The 13,570-nt window shown below is 54.8% G+C and carries 13 protein-coding genes; 9 read left to right on the top strand and 4 right to left on the bottom strand.

The window, feature by feature from the left end; genetic code table 11:
• Positions 1 to 130: 130 nt before the first annotated feature.
• The 3 genes from ung (at position 131) to ettA (ending at position 3,956) form a co-directional block, all read left to right on the top strand.
• Positions 131 to 844 carry a uracil-DNA glycosylase gene (gene ung, locus DSD30_RS10235; protein WP_114009512.1) on the top strand — a complete coding sequence of 238 codons (714 nt, stop codon included), beginning with the start codon at positions 131 to 133 and terminating at the stop codon, positions 842 to 844.
• Between the two features lie 329 nt (positions 845 to 1,173).
• Entirely contained in the window at positions 1,174 to 2,091 is a 918-nt protein-coding gene (locus tag DSD30_RS10230; RefSeq protein WP_114009511.1) for a sensor domain-containing diguanylate cyclase, read from the top strand.
• A gap of 212 nt (positions 2,092 to 2,303) precedes the next feature.
• Complete coding sequence (gene ettA / locus DSD30_RS10225) at positions 2,304 to 3,956, top strand: energy-dependent translational throttle protein EttA (protein ID WP_114009510.1); 1,653 nt, start codon at positions 2,304 to 2,306, stop codon at positions 3,954 to 3,956.
• 69 nt (positions 3,957 to 4,025) lie between these two features.
• Here ettA and tsaA read toward each other — a convergent pair whose 3' ends face one another.
• Positions 4,026 to 4,526, bottom strand: coding sequence for a tRNA (N6-threonylcarbamoyladenosine(37)-N6)-methyltransferase TrmO (gene tsaA, locus DSD30_RS10220; RefSeq protein WP_114009509.1), 501 nt, complete (start codon positions 4,524 to 4,526; stop codon positions 4,026 to 4,028).
• 191 nt (positions 4,527 to 4,717) lie between these two features.
• On the opposite strand from tsaA, the gene DSD30_RS10215 reads away from it, so the two are divergent.
• Both DSD30_RS10215 and DSD30_RS10210 read left to right on the top strand, forming a co-directional pair.
• The gene (locus tag DSD30_RS10215; RefSeq protein ID WP_114009508.1) at positions 4,718 to 5,797 is read left to right on the top strand and encodes a DUF2336 domain-containing protein; all 1,080 of its coding nucleotides are present in this window, start codon (positions 4,718 to 4,720) and stop codon (positions 5,795 to 5,797) included.
• A gap of 158 nt (positions 5,798 to 5,955) precedes the next feature.
• Positions 5,956 to 6,360 carry a VOC family protein gene (locus DSD30_RS10210; protein ID WP_114009507.1) on the top strand — a complete coding sequence of 135 codons (405 nt, stop codon included), beginning with the start codon at positions 5,956 to 5,958 and terminating at the stop codon, positions 6,358 to 6,360.
• A 105-nt stretch (positions 6,361 to 6,465) separates the two neighbouring features.
• Here the strand turns inward: DSD30_RS10210 and galU are convergent, their stop codons facing one another.
• The gene (gene galU / locus DSD30_RS10205) at positions 6,466 to 7,359 is read right to left on the bottom strand and encodes a UTP--glucose-1-phosphate uridylyltransferase GalU (RefSeq protein WP_114009506.1); all 894 of its coding nucleotides are present in this window, start codon (positions 7,357 to 7,359) and stop codon (positions 6,466 to 6,468) included.
• Positions 7,360 to 7,550: 191 nt separating this feature from the next.
• On the opposite strand from galU, the gene DSD30_RS10200 reads away from it, so the two are divergent.
• The 3 genes from DSD30_RS10200 (at position 7,551) to hisN (ending at position 11,027) form a co-directional block, all read left to right on the top strand.
• The gene (locus DSD30_RS10200) at positions 7,551 to 8,819 is read left to right on the top strand and encodes a lytic murein transglycosylase (RefSeq protein ID WP_245418419.1); all 1,269 of its coding nucleotides are present in this window, start codon (positions 7,551 to 7,553) and stop codon (positions 8,817 to 8,819) included.
• Positions 8,820 to 8,857: 38 nt separating this feature from the next.
• Positions 8,858 to 10,063, top strand: coding sequence for an SGNH/GDSL hydrolase family protein (locus DSD30_RS10195; RefSeq protein ID WP_114009504.1), 1,206 nt, complete (start codon positions 8,858 to 8,860; stop codon positions 10,061 to 10,063).
• A 169-nt stretch (positions 10,064 to 10,232) separates the two neighbouring features.
• Positions 10,233 to 11,027 carry a histidinol-phosphatase gene (gene hisN, locus DSD30_RS10190; RefSeq protein WP_114009503.1) on the top strand — a complete coding sequence of 265 codons (795 nt, stop codon included), beginning with the start codon at positions 10,233 to 10,235 and terminating at the stop codon, positions 11,025 to 11,027.
• 17 nt (positions 11,028 to 11,044) lie between these two features.
• Here hisN and DSD30_RS10185 read toward each other — a convergent pair whose 3' ends face one another.
• The gene (locus DSD30_RS10185) at positions 11,045 to 12,052 is read right to left on the bottom strand and encodes an alpha/beta fold hydrolase (protein WP_245418418.1); all 1,008 of its coding nucleotides are present in this window, start codon (positions 12,050 to 12,052) and stop codon (positions 11,045 to 11,047) included.
• A gap of 232 nt (positions 12,053 to 12,284) precedes the next feature.
• Positions 12,285 to 12,743, bottom strand: coding sequence for a hypothetical protein (locus tag DSD30_RS10180; protein ID WP_114009502.1), 459 nt, complete (start codon positions 12,741 to 12,743; stop codon positions 12,285 to 12,287).
• Between the two features lie 347 nt (positions 12,744 to 13,090).
• Between DSD30_RS10180 and DSD30_RS10175 the strand changes: the two genes are divergently transcribed.
• Entirely contained in the window at positions 13,091 to 13,555 is a 465-nt protein-coding gene (locus tag DSD30_RS10175) for an Hsp20 family protein (RefSeq protein WP_114009709.1), read from the top strand.
• Positions 13,556 to 13,570: the final 15 nt, after the last annotated feature.

Here is a 13,570-nt window from a genome sequence, read left to right as displayed (position 1 = left end):
ACCTAATTGAAAAATTAATCAATCGATTGATTGAATTTATGGGCTGTGGTTTGACGGCCAGGCGATTGCGGGGAGAGTGTGGGTTGTTTATTGAGAGGCGAAGGGTCAGAGACAAGTTTGGGAGAGACAGATGGAAACTTTGCTGGATGAACTGCGTGCCTGTGGTGATTGGTACGAGGCGTTGCGCGACCAGCATGGGCGTCTTGAAGCACTTGAAGCCTGGCTTTGTGAGGAAGAAAGGGGCTATCGGATTTTGCCACATCGGGGATTGCGGCTGAATGCCCTGAAGCAAACGTCACTGGCCTCTGTGCGGGTGGTGATCACGGGACAAGACCCTTATCCGGGCTTGGAAGGGGACGTGCCGCATGCAATGGGACTATCCTTTTCCGTCTCGCCTGGGATCAAGCCGCCCCGTTCGCTCAACAATATCTATAAGGAATTGTCTCAAGATTGCGGTCTTGATGTGCCGCTGCATGGAGATTTGCGCGGTTGGGCAGCGCAAGGGGTGCTGATGCTGAATAGTTGCCTGACGCTTCGCCAAGGAGAGGCCGCTTCTCATGCCAAGAAGGGATGGGAAGACTTTACCGCCGCTGTGCTGGACGTGGTCAATGAGAAAACTGATCCGGTGGTGTTTCTTGCCTGGGGCAAGCATAGCCACAAACTTGCTGCGGCCATCGATGAAAACAGGCACTGCGTTGTTCGGACCTCTCACCCGAGTCCTTTGGGGGCACGTAAGGCCGGTTTGGACTTTGATGCCTTTCTTGGATCGCGCTGCTTCTCCCGCGCCAACGGCTTTTTGAGCGACCATGGTCGAAGCGAAATTGATTGGCTGGCGCTGGGTTAGGCCTTGCGGTGTGGTGCTTGTCTTTGGTGTAAAGCTTAAAAACTACCGCTTCAAAAATTTACATCTTGTAAGGCTTCTGGCTTTAACCAGAGGGCGCAGGCGCGCTTGGCATCGGTGGATTTGGGGTAATAGTTTTCTTTAACCATCTGGTCTATTAGGGACAATTTGTCGCAAGTTTTTATTAACTCAACAATTGGTTTCATGCTTTTGCGTTGCACGCGATTAAAGGATTAATTAGAAACGCCATTTATTCTGCATTGTGGGGGTAATGCCGTTCGGCCCAGATCTGTTCAATTGTGGCAGTCGACCGATGGCAGCATAGACATGTTATGAATGAGTCATTTTACAAGGATATCTTGGATTCACTCAATGACGGCATCTATTTCGTCAACCGTCGTCGCGAGGTGCTTTACTGGAACAAGGCCGCTGAGCAATTGAGTGGATATACAGCCGAGGAAATGCTCGGCAAGCGCTGTGCGGACAATACACTCAACCATGTGGATGAGAATGGTCGCAATTTGTGCCGAAGAGGGTGCCCTTTGGCTGGATGCATGCGCGATGGAGAATCGCGCAACGTCAATGTCTTCATGCATCACAAGGACGGGCATCGGGTGCCGGTGAGTATCCGTTCGCTGCCAATGCGTGATGAAGAGGGCAAGATTGTCGGCTCTGTCGAGATTTTTTCAGATCGCAGTCATACAATGGCAATCAGCTCCGAGGTCGAGGCACTGCGTCAGGCCACTGTGACCGATCCGCTGACCGGCATTGGCAATCGGCGTCAGGCAGACATTTCTCTGAACGGCTTCGGCAATGCATGGCGGCAGAACAAGGTGCCGTTCGGGGTGCTCTATGTTGATATCGACAATTTCAAAAGCGTCAATGATCGTTGGGGGCACGATGTTGGAGACCGGGTGATCAAGGCTGTATCAAGCACCTTGATCGCGACGCTCAGGCCGACCGATGTCGCTTGTCGCTGGGGCGGTGATGAATTTGTCGTCTTTCTGCCCAATATCTCGGAGGGAGGGCTGGTTGCTGTTGGAAAAAGGCTGGTTCTGCTGCTCAGGGAATCATGGATCGAGCTTGACGGGGAGACCGTTTCCTTCACCGCTTCGGTGGGGGGGGCTATGTCTCGGTTCGGTGATCATGCCTGTGATGTGATGGCCCGCGCCGATGCCCAGCTTTACATGAGTAAAAAGTCCGGTCGCAATTGCTTCCATCATGAGGAAGAACTCCGGGAGGCGTCGTAAAAGACGGCACTCCCTCGACCAATCCTGCCGATTCTTTCTGGCTGCGCCTGCTTTGCGGGCCGGCCTATGCTTGATCTGGCATGGGCGAATGGCCGATAGTCGAGCATCGTTCCTTCATGAAAGGGGGAAAGGGGATTGAAACCCGCCTCTTGGCCCATTAAAACGGGGCAACTCTGATTTCCCCCCCCCCCCTTTGAAATGGTGGCGTTTGAATGGCTCGACAGTTTATCTATCACATGCATGGTCTTTCCAAGACCTATAGCGGCGGCAAGAAGGTGTTGGACAATATCCATCTCTCCTTCTACCCGGACGCCAAAATCGGCATCCTCGGCCCGAACGGGGCCGGTAAATCCACCATCCTGCGGATCATGGCCGGTCTCGACAAGGAATTTACCGGTGAGGCCTGGGCCGCAGACGGTGCCAAGATCGGCTATCTGCCACAGGAACCGATGCTGGACGAAAGCAAGGATGTGCTGGGCAATGTGATGGAAGGTGTGGCCGAGAAACAGGCCATTCTGGATCGTTACAATGAGCTGATGATGAATTATTCCGACGAAACCGCGGATGAGGGCGCTCAGCTTCAGGACATTATCGATAGTCAGAATCTCTGGGATCTGGAAAGTCAGGTCGAGATGGCAATGGATGCGTTGCGCTGTCCTCCCTCGGATGCCGATGTTTCCGTCCTGTCGGGTGGTGAGAAGCGCCGCGTGGCCTTGTGCAAGCTGCTCCTGGCCGAGCCTGACTTGCTGCTGCTCGATGAGCCGACCAACCATCTGGATGCGGAAACCGTGCATTGGCTTGAAAAGCATCTGCGGGACTTCAAGGGCGCCGTGCTGATCATTACCCACGATCGCTACTTCCTTGACAATGTTACCGGCTGGATCCTCGAACTCGACCGTGGGTCGGGCATCCCTTACGAAGGCAATTATTCCGCCTATCTGCAATCGAAAGCCAAGCGTCTGGCACAGGAAGGCCGCGAAGAGGCCGCCCGCCAGCGTGCCCTGTCTCGCGAGCAGGAATGGATTGCCGCAAGCCCGAAAGCCCGTCAGGCCAAGTCCAAGGCGCGTATCAAGGCCTATGATGAATTGCTCAAGCGCAACGAAGAGCGTGCGCCGGGCACGGCCCAGATTATCATTCCACCCGGAGAGCGTTTGGGAGATGTGGTGATTGAAGCCGAAGGCCTCAAAAAAGGCTTCGCAGATCGTCTGCTGATCGATGGGCTTGATTTCAAACTGCCACCGGGCGGCATTGTTGGCGTGATCGGTCCGAACGGCGTGGGCAAAACCACCCTGTTCAAGATGTTGACCGGTCAGGAACAGCCTGACGAAGGCGCCTTGCGTCTGGGCGAGACGGTTCATCTGGGCTATGTTGACCAGTCCCGCGATGCGCTGGATGCCGACAAGACCGTCTGGGAAGAGATTTCCGGTGGAGATGATATCATCAAGCTTGGCAAGCGCGAGATGAACAGCCGCGCCTATTGCTCCGCCTTCAATTTCAAGGGTGGCGATCAGCAGCAGAAAGTTGGCTCCCTGTCTGGCGGTCAGCGGAACCGGGTGCATCTTGCCAAAGTGTTGAAATCGGGCGCCAATGTGCTACTGCTCGATGAGCCGACCAACGATCTGGACACCGAAACCCTTGCCGCGCTCGAGGATGCGCTGGAGGATTTTGCCGGTTGCGCCGTGGTCATCAGCCACGATCGTATGTTCCTTGACCGTCTTGCAACGCACATGATGGCCTTTGAAGGCGACAGCCATGTGGAATGGTTTGAAGGTAACTTCGAGGATTACGAGAAGGACAAGATTCGCCGTCTCGGACCAGATGCGGTCAATCCAAAACGCGTGCAATACAAGCCTTTCTCCCGCTAAGGCTTCGCATTGGAAACGGAAAGCCCCGTTCATTTGAGCGGGGCTTTTTTGTGCATGGTTTCCGAAGAATTAAGATCGCGTGCGCTCATCGCGTTGCGAGAACCAGCCGACGGTTGCGTCAGGTACACAATCGGAATGAGCGAAGTAAGGTTTGATGTCCAGCAGAGGGGTGCCATTGACGCAATCGATATGGCGAATTTTCAACCCATCTGGCAGGACTGCAAGCAATTCGACTGTCGAGATGGCAATCGGATTGGGGCGATGGGGCGAGCGCAGGGCAAAGGTGCCGTGGCTCCGATTGTCAAATTTGGGGGCCTGCTCGATCAGACTCCGCATGGCCTGATCCATCCAGTATAAGACTATGAGATGGCTGCATGTTTCCACTGACTTCAGGCCGGGTAGAAAATCCGGTTTGAGACGCAAAAAGGCTTCGGTTTCGCTGTTTGCGCCACTGCGTGGACAGTCTTTGGGCGTCTGGTATTGTGTCTCGATATGGCCGATGAAGGTGAGCCAGGCATCGTTGGCCAGACAGGCGGTGTCGAGTTCTTTCTCTCCGGGGCGCTTGGGCATATGTCAACTCAATCCTTCATGCTGCGGGTCTCATTTGTGTCAAATTTTAAGCAAATTTGGCTCTAGTTTTCAATGCTTTATCCTAAAATCTCAATGCCCTGTTTAGCCGTTTGTATATTCGGTTCTGGTAGTTTGGAATTCAAATAAGTCAGTTTCCCGCCGAGACGGGCGGTCAGAAATGGGAAAAGACAATGAAAACTGCCACCTTAAAAACCGAACTGGTTGACTGGAAAGTCCTTAGCGGTCAAGGCGACAGAAACAAGAGCGATGAGCTCATGCGCCATGTCGCTACATTGTTTTCGCTGACGGCTGAGCATTGTACGGACGAGCAACTCGCCACTTATGATACGGTCATGCAACGGTTGGCTGATCTGGTGTGCGAGGAAACGCGTTCCTTTGCCGCCAAGAAGCTCAGCACGCTTGGCAATGCGCCGCATCAGATCGTTCGCCGCTTTGCTTTTGATGCCATTGCTGTGGCGAATCCGGTGCTCAAGCATTCTCCGGTTTTGACCGATCAGGACCTGATTGAGGTCAGCGATGTCAAAGGCAAGGACCATATGGTTGCCATTTGCTTCCGCAAGCAACTGTCCTGTGTCGTGACCGATGTGCTGATTGAATCAGAACATGGTTCGGTGCTGATCAAGCTGGCAGCCAACGCCGATGCAGAGATTTCGCCGATCGGCATGCGTGTTCTGAAGAATGCGGCGGCCAATGATCAGGCATTGGCCAAGGAATTGTCCCGTCGCGACAAAGCCAATGGGGTCGAGGATGTCAAAGCTGCTGCGCCGTTGAAACGCACCAATGATCTCAGTGTTGCCAGCTTGTGGAAGGACATCGAGGCACAAGTGCCCGGGCCGTTATATGATCTGTCGATGCATTCCTATCTGGCACGCTATCGTTTCGAATCGTCCCTGAACAAGATCGACAAACTGGAACGGCAGGGCGTGCTCGACAAAGGGATCCTGCGGCAATATGCATCCAATGATCAGTTTGCTGATGTTGTCTGCGGCATCGCTCGCATGAGTGGCTTTCCACATCAGATTGTTGCCCGGATGATGGCGACCCTGCATTGGGAGCAGACCCTGTGTCTGTTCAAGTTGATGGGTTTCTCTGATCAGTTGGTCGAAAGCCTGTTGTCGTGCGGTCCATGGCTTTTGTGTCTGTCGCCGAACCAGTCGATGATGATTGTCAAACAATATCGGCTGTTGACGGTTGAACAGGCAAGAAGCCGGGCACTTTTGTGGCCTCAGGATGGATTACTCCTTGACTGACACGTCAAACCATTGCCAAACTGTTGATGCTGGAAGGAAATTTCCGCATCCTCAAGCCAAAGGCTGCTCCCTGTCGGGGGCGGCCCTTTGATGCAGGTGCAGTTTGTTTTCCCGATGGCCAAATCAAAATGACGCTGGTGCGGGTGGATGTCGGTTGAATGGCCCGCATGCGAATGTCGGACAAATGTCCGGGCTATTATGGGGGACGGCCAATGCATGTAACCGCCTTTCGAATATTTGTCAGAGATCTGGCAGCCGCGCGTGAATTCTATGCCAATGCGCTGGAATGGCCGATGGTTTGGGATCGCTCGGAGCAGGGCGCTGTCGGGTTTGAGCCGGGCATGCTGGTGATTATCGAGCAGGAAGACAGCCAAGGACCTCAGTCCTCGTTGATCGGGCGGTTTACCGGCCTGTCGCTGGCTGTCGACAATCTTCCCGACCTTTACAAAGCGCTGAAGGCGCGGGGTGTGCCATTTGTCGCGCCGCCAGAACGGCAATTCTGGGGGGGATCGCTGGCCCATCTGATCGATCCGTCGGGCAATATTGTCAGTCTTGTGGAATAGTGGCGCGTTTGGTGCCGATTGGTTCCATCGAACATCGCGCAGAGTGAAAAAAAAGCGGGCTTGGCCCGCTTTTTTGTTGGCTCTGTTTGTCAGTTTAATTGCGGCTCAGACCGAGCCAGCGTCATAATCGGCAAGAATGCTGCGCAGGGTTTCGACCACATTGGGTGCAATGTCATCGCGCTGCATGCCAAAGGCAACATTGGCCATCAGGAAACCGGATTTCGAGCCGCAATCATAGGTGTCTCCCTTGAACTCGACACCAAAGAATTTCTGGTCATTGTTCAACCGGATCATCGCATCAGTCAGCTGGATCTCGTTGCCGCTGCCGGGAGGCTGCTGGGCGAGATAATCAAAGATTTCCGGCTTCAGGATATAGCGACCCGACAGGATCAGGTCCGAGGGTGCCGTGCCCGGTGAGGGTTTCTCGATCATGCCGAGAATTTCGTGGGCATCCTCGCTCTGTGTACCGGTCTGTACGACACCATATTTGTGGGTTTCGCTCATGGGGACTTTTTCGAGCGCAACGACATTGCAGTCCTGCTTTTCGTAAATGTCCATCATTTCAGCGAGACAGCCGCGTTCGGAGTTCATGATCATGTCGGGCAACAGCAAGGCAAAGGGTTCGTTGCCGACCAGTTCGCGGGCGCAAAGAACAGCGTGACCGAGACCAAGAGGCTGCTGCTGGCGGGTGAAGCTGGTGTGACCTGCTTTGGGCAGCTCCTTGCGCAAGGTGCGCAGAATATCCAGTTTGCCGCGCTGCTCGAGGGTGTGTTCCAGCTCAACCTGAACGTCAAAATGATCTTCGATGACCGACTTGTTGCGGCCAGTGACAAAAATAAAGTGCTCAACCCCCGCTGCCTTGGCTTCGTCCACCACATATTGAATCACCGGGCGATCAACGATCGTCAGCATTTCTTTTGGCATTGCTTTGGTTGCAGGTAGAAAGCGCGTTCCCAGACCTGCGACGGGAAATACGGCTTTGCGGATCGGTCTTGCCATTCTTCAAAGACTCCAAGCTTTTCGACGTCGTACCCAATATAGAAGAAATATATCGCTTCGATGATGGCACAGGCAGCTTGAAACTTGGTTAAGGAAAAGTTCGTAGGATGGTAAACAAAATACAACTTGGCCACATTTGATTGCGATGATTCTGGCCGGGTGTTTCTGATTTGCAGATATAGGATTGTTAGATGCGCAGAATGTCTTGGTTTGCATTGTTCCGGCTCTCCGGGGAATGTGGCTCTTATCCCCGTTCAGTGGTGTCGGCTGGCATGCTGATTCTCGCCCTGTCGACTGGTGAAGGGTGGGCAGCGAGTGAAGCGGGGTTCCAAAAGTGGATCCGCGACTTCTGGCCAACGGCCCGATCCGCGGGCATTTCGAGCCAGACATACAATGCCGCTTTTGCCGGTGCGCGCTATGACAGCTCGATCATCAAACGAGCCAGCAATCAGCCAGAATTTGTCAAACCGATCTGGTCTTATCTTGATGGTGCGGTGAGCGAGACCCGCATCAAGAATGGCCGCAAGATGAAAGCGCAATATGCGACACTTTTGAGTCAGCTTGAACAACGCTTTGGTGTTGATCGGCATGTCCTTCTGGCGATCTGGGGGATGGAAAGCGCCTATGGTGCGATTTTCAAAAACTCCAAGCTGATCAAACCGACGATCCAGTCGCTGGCAACGCTTGGCTATGCGGATAAAAGACGCTCGAAATTTGGCCGCACACAATTGCTTGCAGCGCTGAAGATCCTGCAAAATGGGGACGTCGCTCCGTCCAGCATGGTCGGATCATGGGCAGGCGCCATGGGGCACACCCAGTTCATTCCCACCACCTATCTGTCCAAGGCGGTTGATTTTGACGGCGACGGACGGCGTGATATCTGGTCTTCGGTGCCTGATGCTCTGGCCTCCACAGCCAACCTGTTGTCGACCGCAGGCTGGGAGAGCGAAAAGACATGGGGCTATGAGGTTGCACTGCCAAAGACATTCGCTTTTGAACTGGCGGACGGGCGGGTGACCAAGAGTTTGGCTGAGTGGTCAAAACTGGGCATCAAACGGGCAAAGGGGCAGCCATTCCCGCGGCCAGACGATCAGGCCCGGTTGATCATTCCGGCTGGCTATCGTGGTCCGGCCTTCTTGATGCTGAAGAATTTCTCGGTCATCAAGCGCTACAACAATGCGGATGCCTATGCGCTCGGGGTGGGGCATTTGGCCGACCGGATTCGCGGCGGTGGTGGCTTTACCGGAACATGGCCGCGCGGCGACAGGATGTTGACCCGAACCGAGCGGAAAGAACTGCAGACGCTGCTCAATCGGCGAGGCTATGACACCGGAGGTGTCGACGGCCGGTTGGGATCCAAATCGAAGGCTGCAATCCGTCATTGGCAGAAACGCTCCGGTCGCATTCCGGATGGCTTTCCAAGTGGATATTTGCTTGAGGCTCTGCGCAAAGGCGGGTAAATCTATAGCAACGAGACAGATGAGCATCGATTGAGACCATGAGTGGACAGACGCAACATTGCAAAAGGGGACCAAAGGGCATCAGGCTTTGCCTGTCGCTGATGATTGGCGCCTGTCTGCTGTTGGAGGCGGCTCTGGTCTCTCCATTGTCCGCAGCGCCCCTGTTGCGACACGAAGCGCCTGCAGTGGCGGTTGATGACGGGCGGTATGACGTTGCGCTTGGTTTCTTTGAGCGGCTGTTCAAACGCCGCAGTCGCAAAAAAGAAGAAGAAAAGACCAAGCGTACGAAAAAGCCGGTGCGGCGGGCTGGGCCGGTCAAGCCGGTCATCTCCACGGTCAGCAAGGATCCTGATGCTGCGGTGATTGCCGTGTTTGGCGATGAATTCGGTCAGGATATTGCCTGGGGGCTGAAAGATGCCTTCTCGCAAGTCCCTGACGTGAAGGTGGAAATTCATGCCAAGCCGAGCAGCGGCATTCTCTATAATTCAAGTCGCAATGTCTTGAAGGATCCCGAGGCTTTGTTCGATTCCAAGCCCTTCAGTTTCGCAGTCGTGATGGTGGGATTGAATGATCGCATCAAGATGCCGGCGAAAAAGGATGAAGAAGGCGCTCAGATCTATCCTGCCTATGACTTCAAGACCGATGGCTGGGTCCGGTCCTATGGGCGCGAGATTGATCGGCTTCGGTTGGCTTTTGCACTGCAGGACAGGCCGGTTTTCTGGGTGGGTTTGCCGCCGGTTGGCAGCAAGAAATTGTCCACCGATCTGCGTTATCTGAACGATCTTGTCGCCAGTCGTCTGACGGAGCGTGGCGAGCGGTTCATTGATGTCTGGGATGCCTTTGCTGATGAAGAGGGGAACTTCTCCTATCGCGGCCCGGATCTGACCGGGCAGGATCGCCGTCTGCGTCAGGGCAACGCCATTCGGTTCAACAAAGCCGGGCGGCGCAAGCTTGCCTTCTTTGTCGAAAAACTTGTCGTACGCGCCTTGTCTCAATCGGTGGCCGAAGATGTGCTGCCGGACAATCTGGCCTCGGCCGATGAGGCGGCGCTGAGGGAAGGGCGTGGTGCAAGCCGGGATATCTTTGTCTTGCGCAAACCGCCGCTTGATTCCGACAAGCTGGTCAAACCTGTCTCTCTGGCGCAGCCATCGGATGCGGCAAACAAGGGAGCGCCGGTCACGCCGTCTTCCCTGTCCGTGCCGCAAATGCGGGTGGATAATTTCTCCTGGTCCGACAGCCGCTGACCGCGCCTGTTCATTCAGTGCGAGCGCTACAAACTGTCCGCTTTGGCATTTTTCGTGCTATGGCGATTGCAGGGATGTGGTCGTTTGAGTAAAAGGCTTGCATCCTCTTTAGCCGATCGCTCCGGCACGCCCCAACAGCCTCTGGCGCTCTTAAGGAATGGACGCGACTATGACCGAGACTTCACGCCACCCGGACTATGCTTTTCTCAACCATCTCGCCGATCTGGCGCGGGATGCGGTGATGCCGTTGTTCCGGGCGCCGATTGCTGTCGAGAACAAGGAAGAAGCAGGGTTTGATCCAGTGACCGAGGCCGATAAACAGGCCGAGCTGGAGATGCGTCGGGCGATTTTGGCGCAATTTGCTGATCATGGCATTCTGGGTGAAGAGTTCGAAGACGAAAATCTTGATGCGGATGGGCTGTGGATTCTTGATCCGATCGACGGGACGCGCGCCTTCATCTCCGGTTTGCCAACATGGGGCACCCTGATTGGTTACCGCCATAAGGATGGCGCCTCGCTTGGCATGATGAGCCAGCCCTTTACCGGTGAACGCTATTTCGGCAACGGGCTAGAAAGCTTTTATCAGGGGCCGGACGGCAAACGTTCAATCAAGACACGGGCTTGCCATGACATAAGCGAAGCCACGCTTTTCACCACCACGCCTGATCTGTTTGTCGGGGATGAACTGATCGCTTATCGTCGGGTTGAGGCACAGGCTCGTCTAACGCGCTATGGCACGGATTGTTATGCCTACTGCATGGTAGCGTTGGGCTATGGGGATCTGGTTGTTGAATCGTCCCTGAAGCCAGTTGATATTGCGCCGCTGATTCCGATCATTGAAGGGGCTGGCGGCATTGTCACCAACTGGACTGGTGGCTCGGCCTTTGACGGTGGGCAGGTGATTGCCGCGGCCAATGAGGCTCTACTCGAGCAAGCCATTGCGCTGCTGGCGGGCAAAGCCTGATTGCCACAGACTGGCGGTCAACTTGCCACGTCGGTCAATTCCACGGGATTGCTGCCGGGGATGAAGCTGTCAAAGGCGGCCCAGAATTGTTGGCGCAGGATGTTGCGCTCCATCATCACTTCATGGCGGCTGCCAGCGATGCTGATGGCATAGGCTGCGCGGGTCGATGACGCAAACTGCTCGGCCATGTTGGTGCTGACAATGGTGTCTTGTGAGGCTGTGATAATGAGGGTCGGCGTGTGGATCGTGGCCTGAACGTCGCTTGATTGCAGATGATCCATCGCCTTGCAGCTTTCATGTAGCCAACTGGCCGTCGGTCCGGCTATGGCCAGTTCGGGAAAATCGACGAGATAGCGCCGATTGCGGTCATAGCGCGGACCGTCCGAGGTGAGTGGATTGCCTTCAAAGCCCAGCGGGTCGATTGGTTTGCGGTCGGCACCCAGCATATAGGCTTTGCCCCGTCCAAGGAAACGCAGGAAACCGGCAAGCTTGCGGATGGTCTGTTGCTGGAAGCGAAGACCCATGAAGCGGCGCTGTTGCGATGCCAGTTCCAATAAAGGTGTGGTGATCAGGGTGCGTTCGAACAGAGTGCGCATGTGGGGCAAGTTCGAGAGCAGGATCAGGCCACCCATGGAATGGGCCAGCGCAAAATGCGGTCGCGGCGTGTCGGGAAGGGCGATCTGTTTCATGAACTGATCAAGATCGCGGCCATAATCGGCAAAGCGCCTGACATGCCCCTTCAGCGGATCGTCCAGCAATCTGTCTGACCCTCCTTGTCCACGCCAGTCAAAGGTTGCCACGGCAAAGCCCTTTTGGCGTAGCTCCTGGATCACTTCATAATATTTTTCGATGAATTCGGATCGTCCCTGCAACAGGCAGATGGTGCCCTTGGGTGCGGGGACGGTGGCAGGCCAAAGTGCTGTGCGCAAGGAAAAGCCATCATAGGTTTTCATCGTCTGGCAGCGGGCGTCCATCAGATCTGGATAATTGTCCAGTTTTTTCAAATCTTTGCGCTTGTCCGACATTCTCTTTCCCAGTTGGCGACGCTTGCCCCAGTTTACCCAAATGCTGGGGGATTGGGAGAGGAAATGCTGCCCATTTTGTCTTTTTCCCGCTCAATGGGGCGGCTGGACCCTAGAATAGTGCACCACGGCATCGGCGTAAGGATGAAGGACCGCACAAAACCCCGAACCTTGCTGGAAGGATACGGGGTTTTGCTTCTGCGGGGAATTGCTCTGATGTCATTTGGATCAGGGCTTAGCGAATCCAGAAGGGGCGGCGGTCGTTGCGATAGTCCCAGCGGGCGCTATGGTCATTGGCGCGCCGGTCGACACGGTTGAGGCGTCGCAGCAGCTGACGGTCGATGATCTTGCCGTTGCGGGCATTGACGGTCAGACGGACCAGATTGCCACGCTTGCCACGTGCCTTGACGGTATAGACGCGGCCATCGGTGCGCATGTTTCTAAGACCGGTAAAACCGCGGTTGTTCAGAATGCGAGCGATCTTGCGTGGCGGCAGTGGCTCGAAGCGGCGCTGCTTGCCATGATGTTTGACGGCCTTGCGCTGATCCCAGCCGTAATGTCTCACCTGTTCGGCCTTGCCGATGGAGATAACGAGCTGACCATTCATTGCCGTGAGGTCGATCGGACGGGCCGAGGCTGGTCCACCGATGAGGGTTGCGACGAGAAGGGGAAGTGCGACTGCTATTGCTTTCATGATCTTGCCTTTCCTTTTGCGTTGGTGTGCCTGCTGCCCATTTTGTTGTTGTGATTTCACCCTAGCAGGGGCTAGCTGAACGCAATTGGAAGGTCCTGTTCATCTGGGATTTATCATCGTGGCGATGCTGTGGCAGGCCCAAATCCTGCCACTTTTTGCACGAATTGGCCGCTCGCGGGGTTGGTGCATTTTTTCGAAGAAAAAGTCTTGAAAAGGAATTTGACCATTTCCATATCTCGTATATCGGAGGCCAAAACGGCTCCGGTGCCGTCTCATTCTCGCCACTGAACGGGAGAATGACCATTTTGAAAAATACGCAAACCTGCTGCTCAAAGGAGGGCATTTCCATGCGTCACTACGATTTTACCCCGCTCTATCGCTCCACCGTTGGCTTTGACAAGCTTTTCTCCATGCTGGACACTGTTTCAAGCCCGGATAGCGGAGCATCTTCCTATCCCCCTTACAATATCGAGCGCCTTTCCGAGAATGGCTATCGCATCTCCATGGCTGTCGCGGGCTTCACCGAGAAAGACATTTCTATCGAAGTGAAGGAAAACACGCTGACCGTGGTTGGTGAAAAGGTCGCTGATGAGGCGGACAAGGACCGGGATTATCTGCATCGCGGCATCGCGTCCCGTGCGTTTGAGCGCCAGTTCCAGCTTGCTGACTATATGCAGGTGGAAGGCGCAAGCATGGAGCATGGCCTGTTGCATATCGATCTGTCCCGAGAATTGCCTGAGGCGAAAAAACCACGCCAGATCGCCATCAAAAGCGCATCCGATCAGACGATGATCGAAGGTAACACCCACTAATCATTTCTTCGATCC

Source organism: Cohaesibacter intestini (assembly GCF_003324485.1).
Classification (GTDB): domain Bacteria; phylum Pseudomonadota; class Alphaproteobacteria; order Rhizobiales; family Cohaesibacteraceae; genus Cohaesibacter; species Cohaesibacter intestini.
The sequence above is the reverse complement of the archived record's forward strand: the minus strand, read 5'-3'. Positions and strand labels throughout refer to the sequence as shown.

What these genes read in the sequence shown, in the direction of transcription:
- ung (WP_114009512.1), top strand. Translation starts at nt 131, where the DNA reads ATGGAAACTTTGCTGGATGAACTGCGTGCCTGTGGTGATTGGTACGAG.
- DSD30_RS10230 (WP_114009511.1), top strand. Translation starts at nt 1,174, where the DNA reads ATGAATGAGTCATTTTACAAGGATATCTTGGATTCACTCAATGACGGC.
- ettA (WP_114009510.1), top strand. Translation starts at nt 2,304, where the DNA reads ATGGCTCGACAGTTTATCTATCACATGCATGGTCTTTCCAAGACCTAT.
- tsaA (WP_114009509.1), bottom strand. Translation starts at nt 4,526, where the DNA reads ATGCCCAAGCGCCCCGGAGAGAAAGAACTCGACACCGCCTGTCTGGCC.
- DSD30_RS10215 (WP_114009508.1), top strand. Translation starts at nt 4,718, where the DNA reads ATGAAAACTGCCACCTTAAAAACCGAACTGGTTGACTGGAAAGTCCTT.
- DSD30_RS10210 (WP_114009507.1), top strand. Translation starts at nt 5,956, where the DNA reads ATGGCCCGCATGCGAATGTCGGACAAATGTCCGGGCTATTATGGGGGA.
- galU (WP_114009506.1), bottom strand. Translation starts at nt 7,359, where the DNA reads ATGGCAAGACCGATCCGCAAAGCCGTATTTCCCGTCGCAGGTCTGGGA.
- DSD30_RS10200 (WP_245418419.1), top strand. Translation starts at nt 7,551, where the DNA reads ATGCGCAGAATGTCTTGGTTTGCATTGTTCCGGCTCTCCGGGGAATGT.
- DSD30_RS10195 (WP_114009504.1), top strand. Translation starts at nt 8,858, where the DNA reads ATGAGTGGACAGACGCAACATTGCAAAAGGGGACCAAAGGGCATCAGG.
- hisN (WP_114009503.1), top strand. Translation starts at nt 10,233, where the DNA reads ATGACCGAGACTTCACGCCACCCGGACTATGCTTTTCTCAACCATCTC.
- DSD30_RS10185 (WP_245418418.1), bottom strand. Translation starts at nt 12,052, where the DNA reads ATGTCGGACAAGCGCAAAGATTTGAAAAAACTGGACAATTATCCAGAT.
- DSD30_RS10180 (WP_114009502.1), bottom strand. Translation starts at nt 12,743, where the DNA reads ATGAAAGCAATAGCAGTCGCACTTCCCCTTCTCGTCGCAACCCTCATC.
- DSD30_RS10175 (WP_114009709.1), top strand. Translation starts at nt 13,091, where the DNA reads ATGCGTCACTACGATTTTACCCCGCTCTATCGCTCCACCGTTGGCTTT.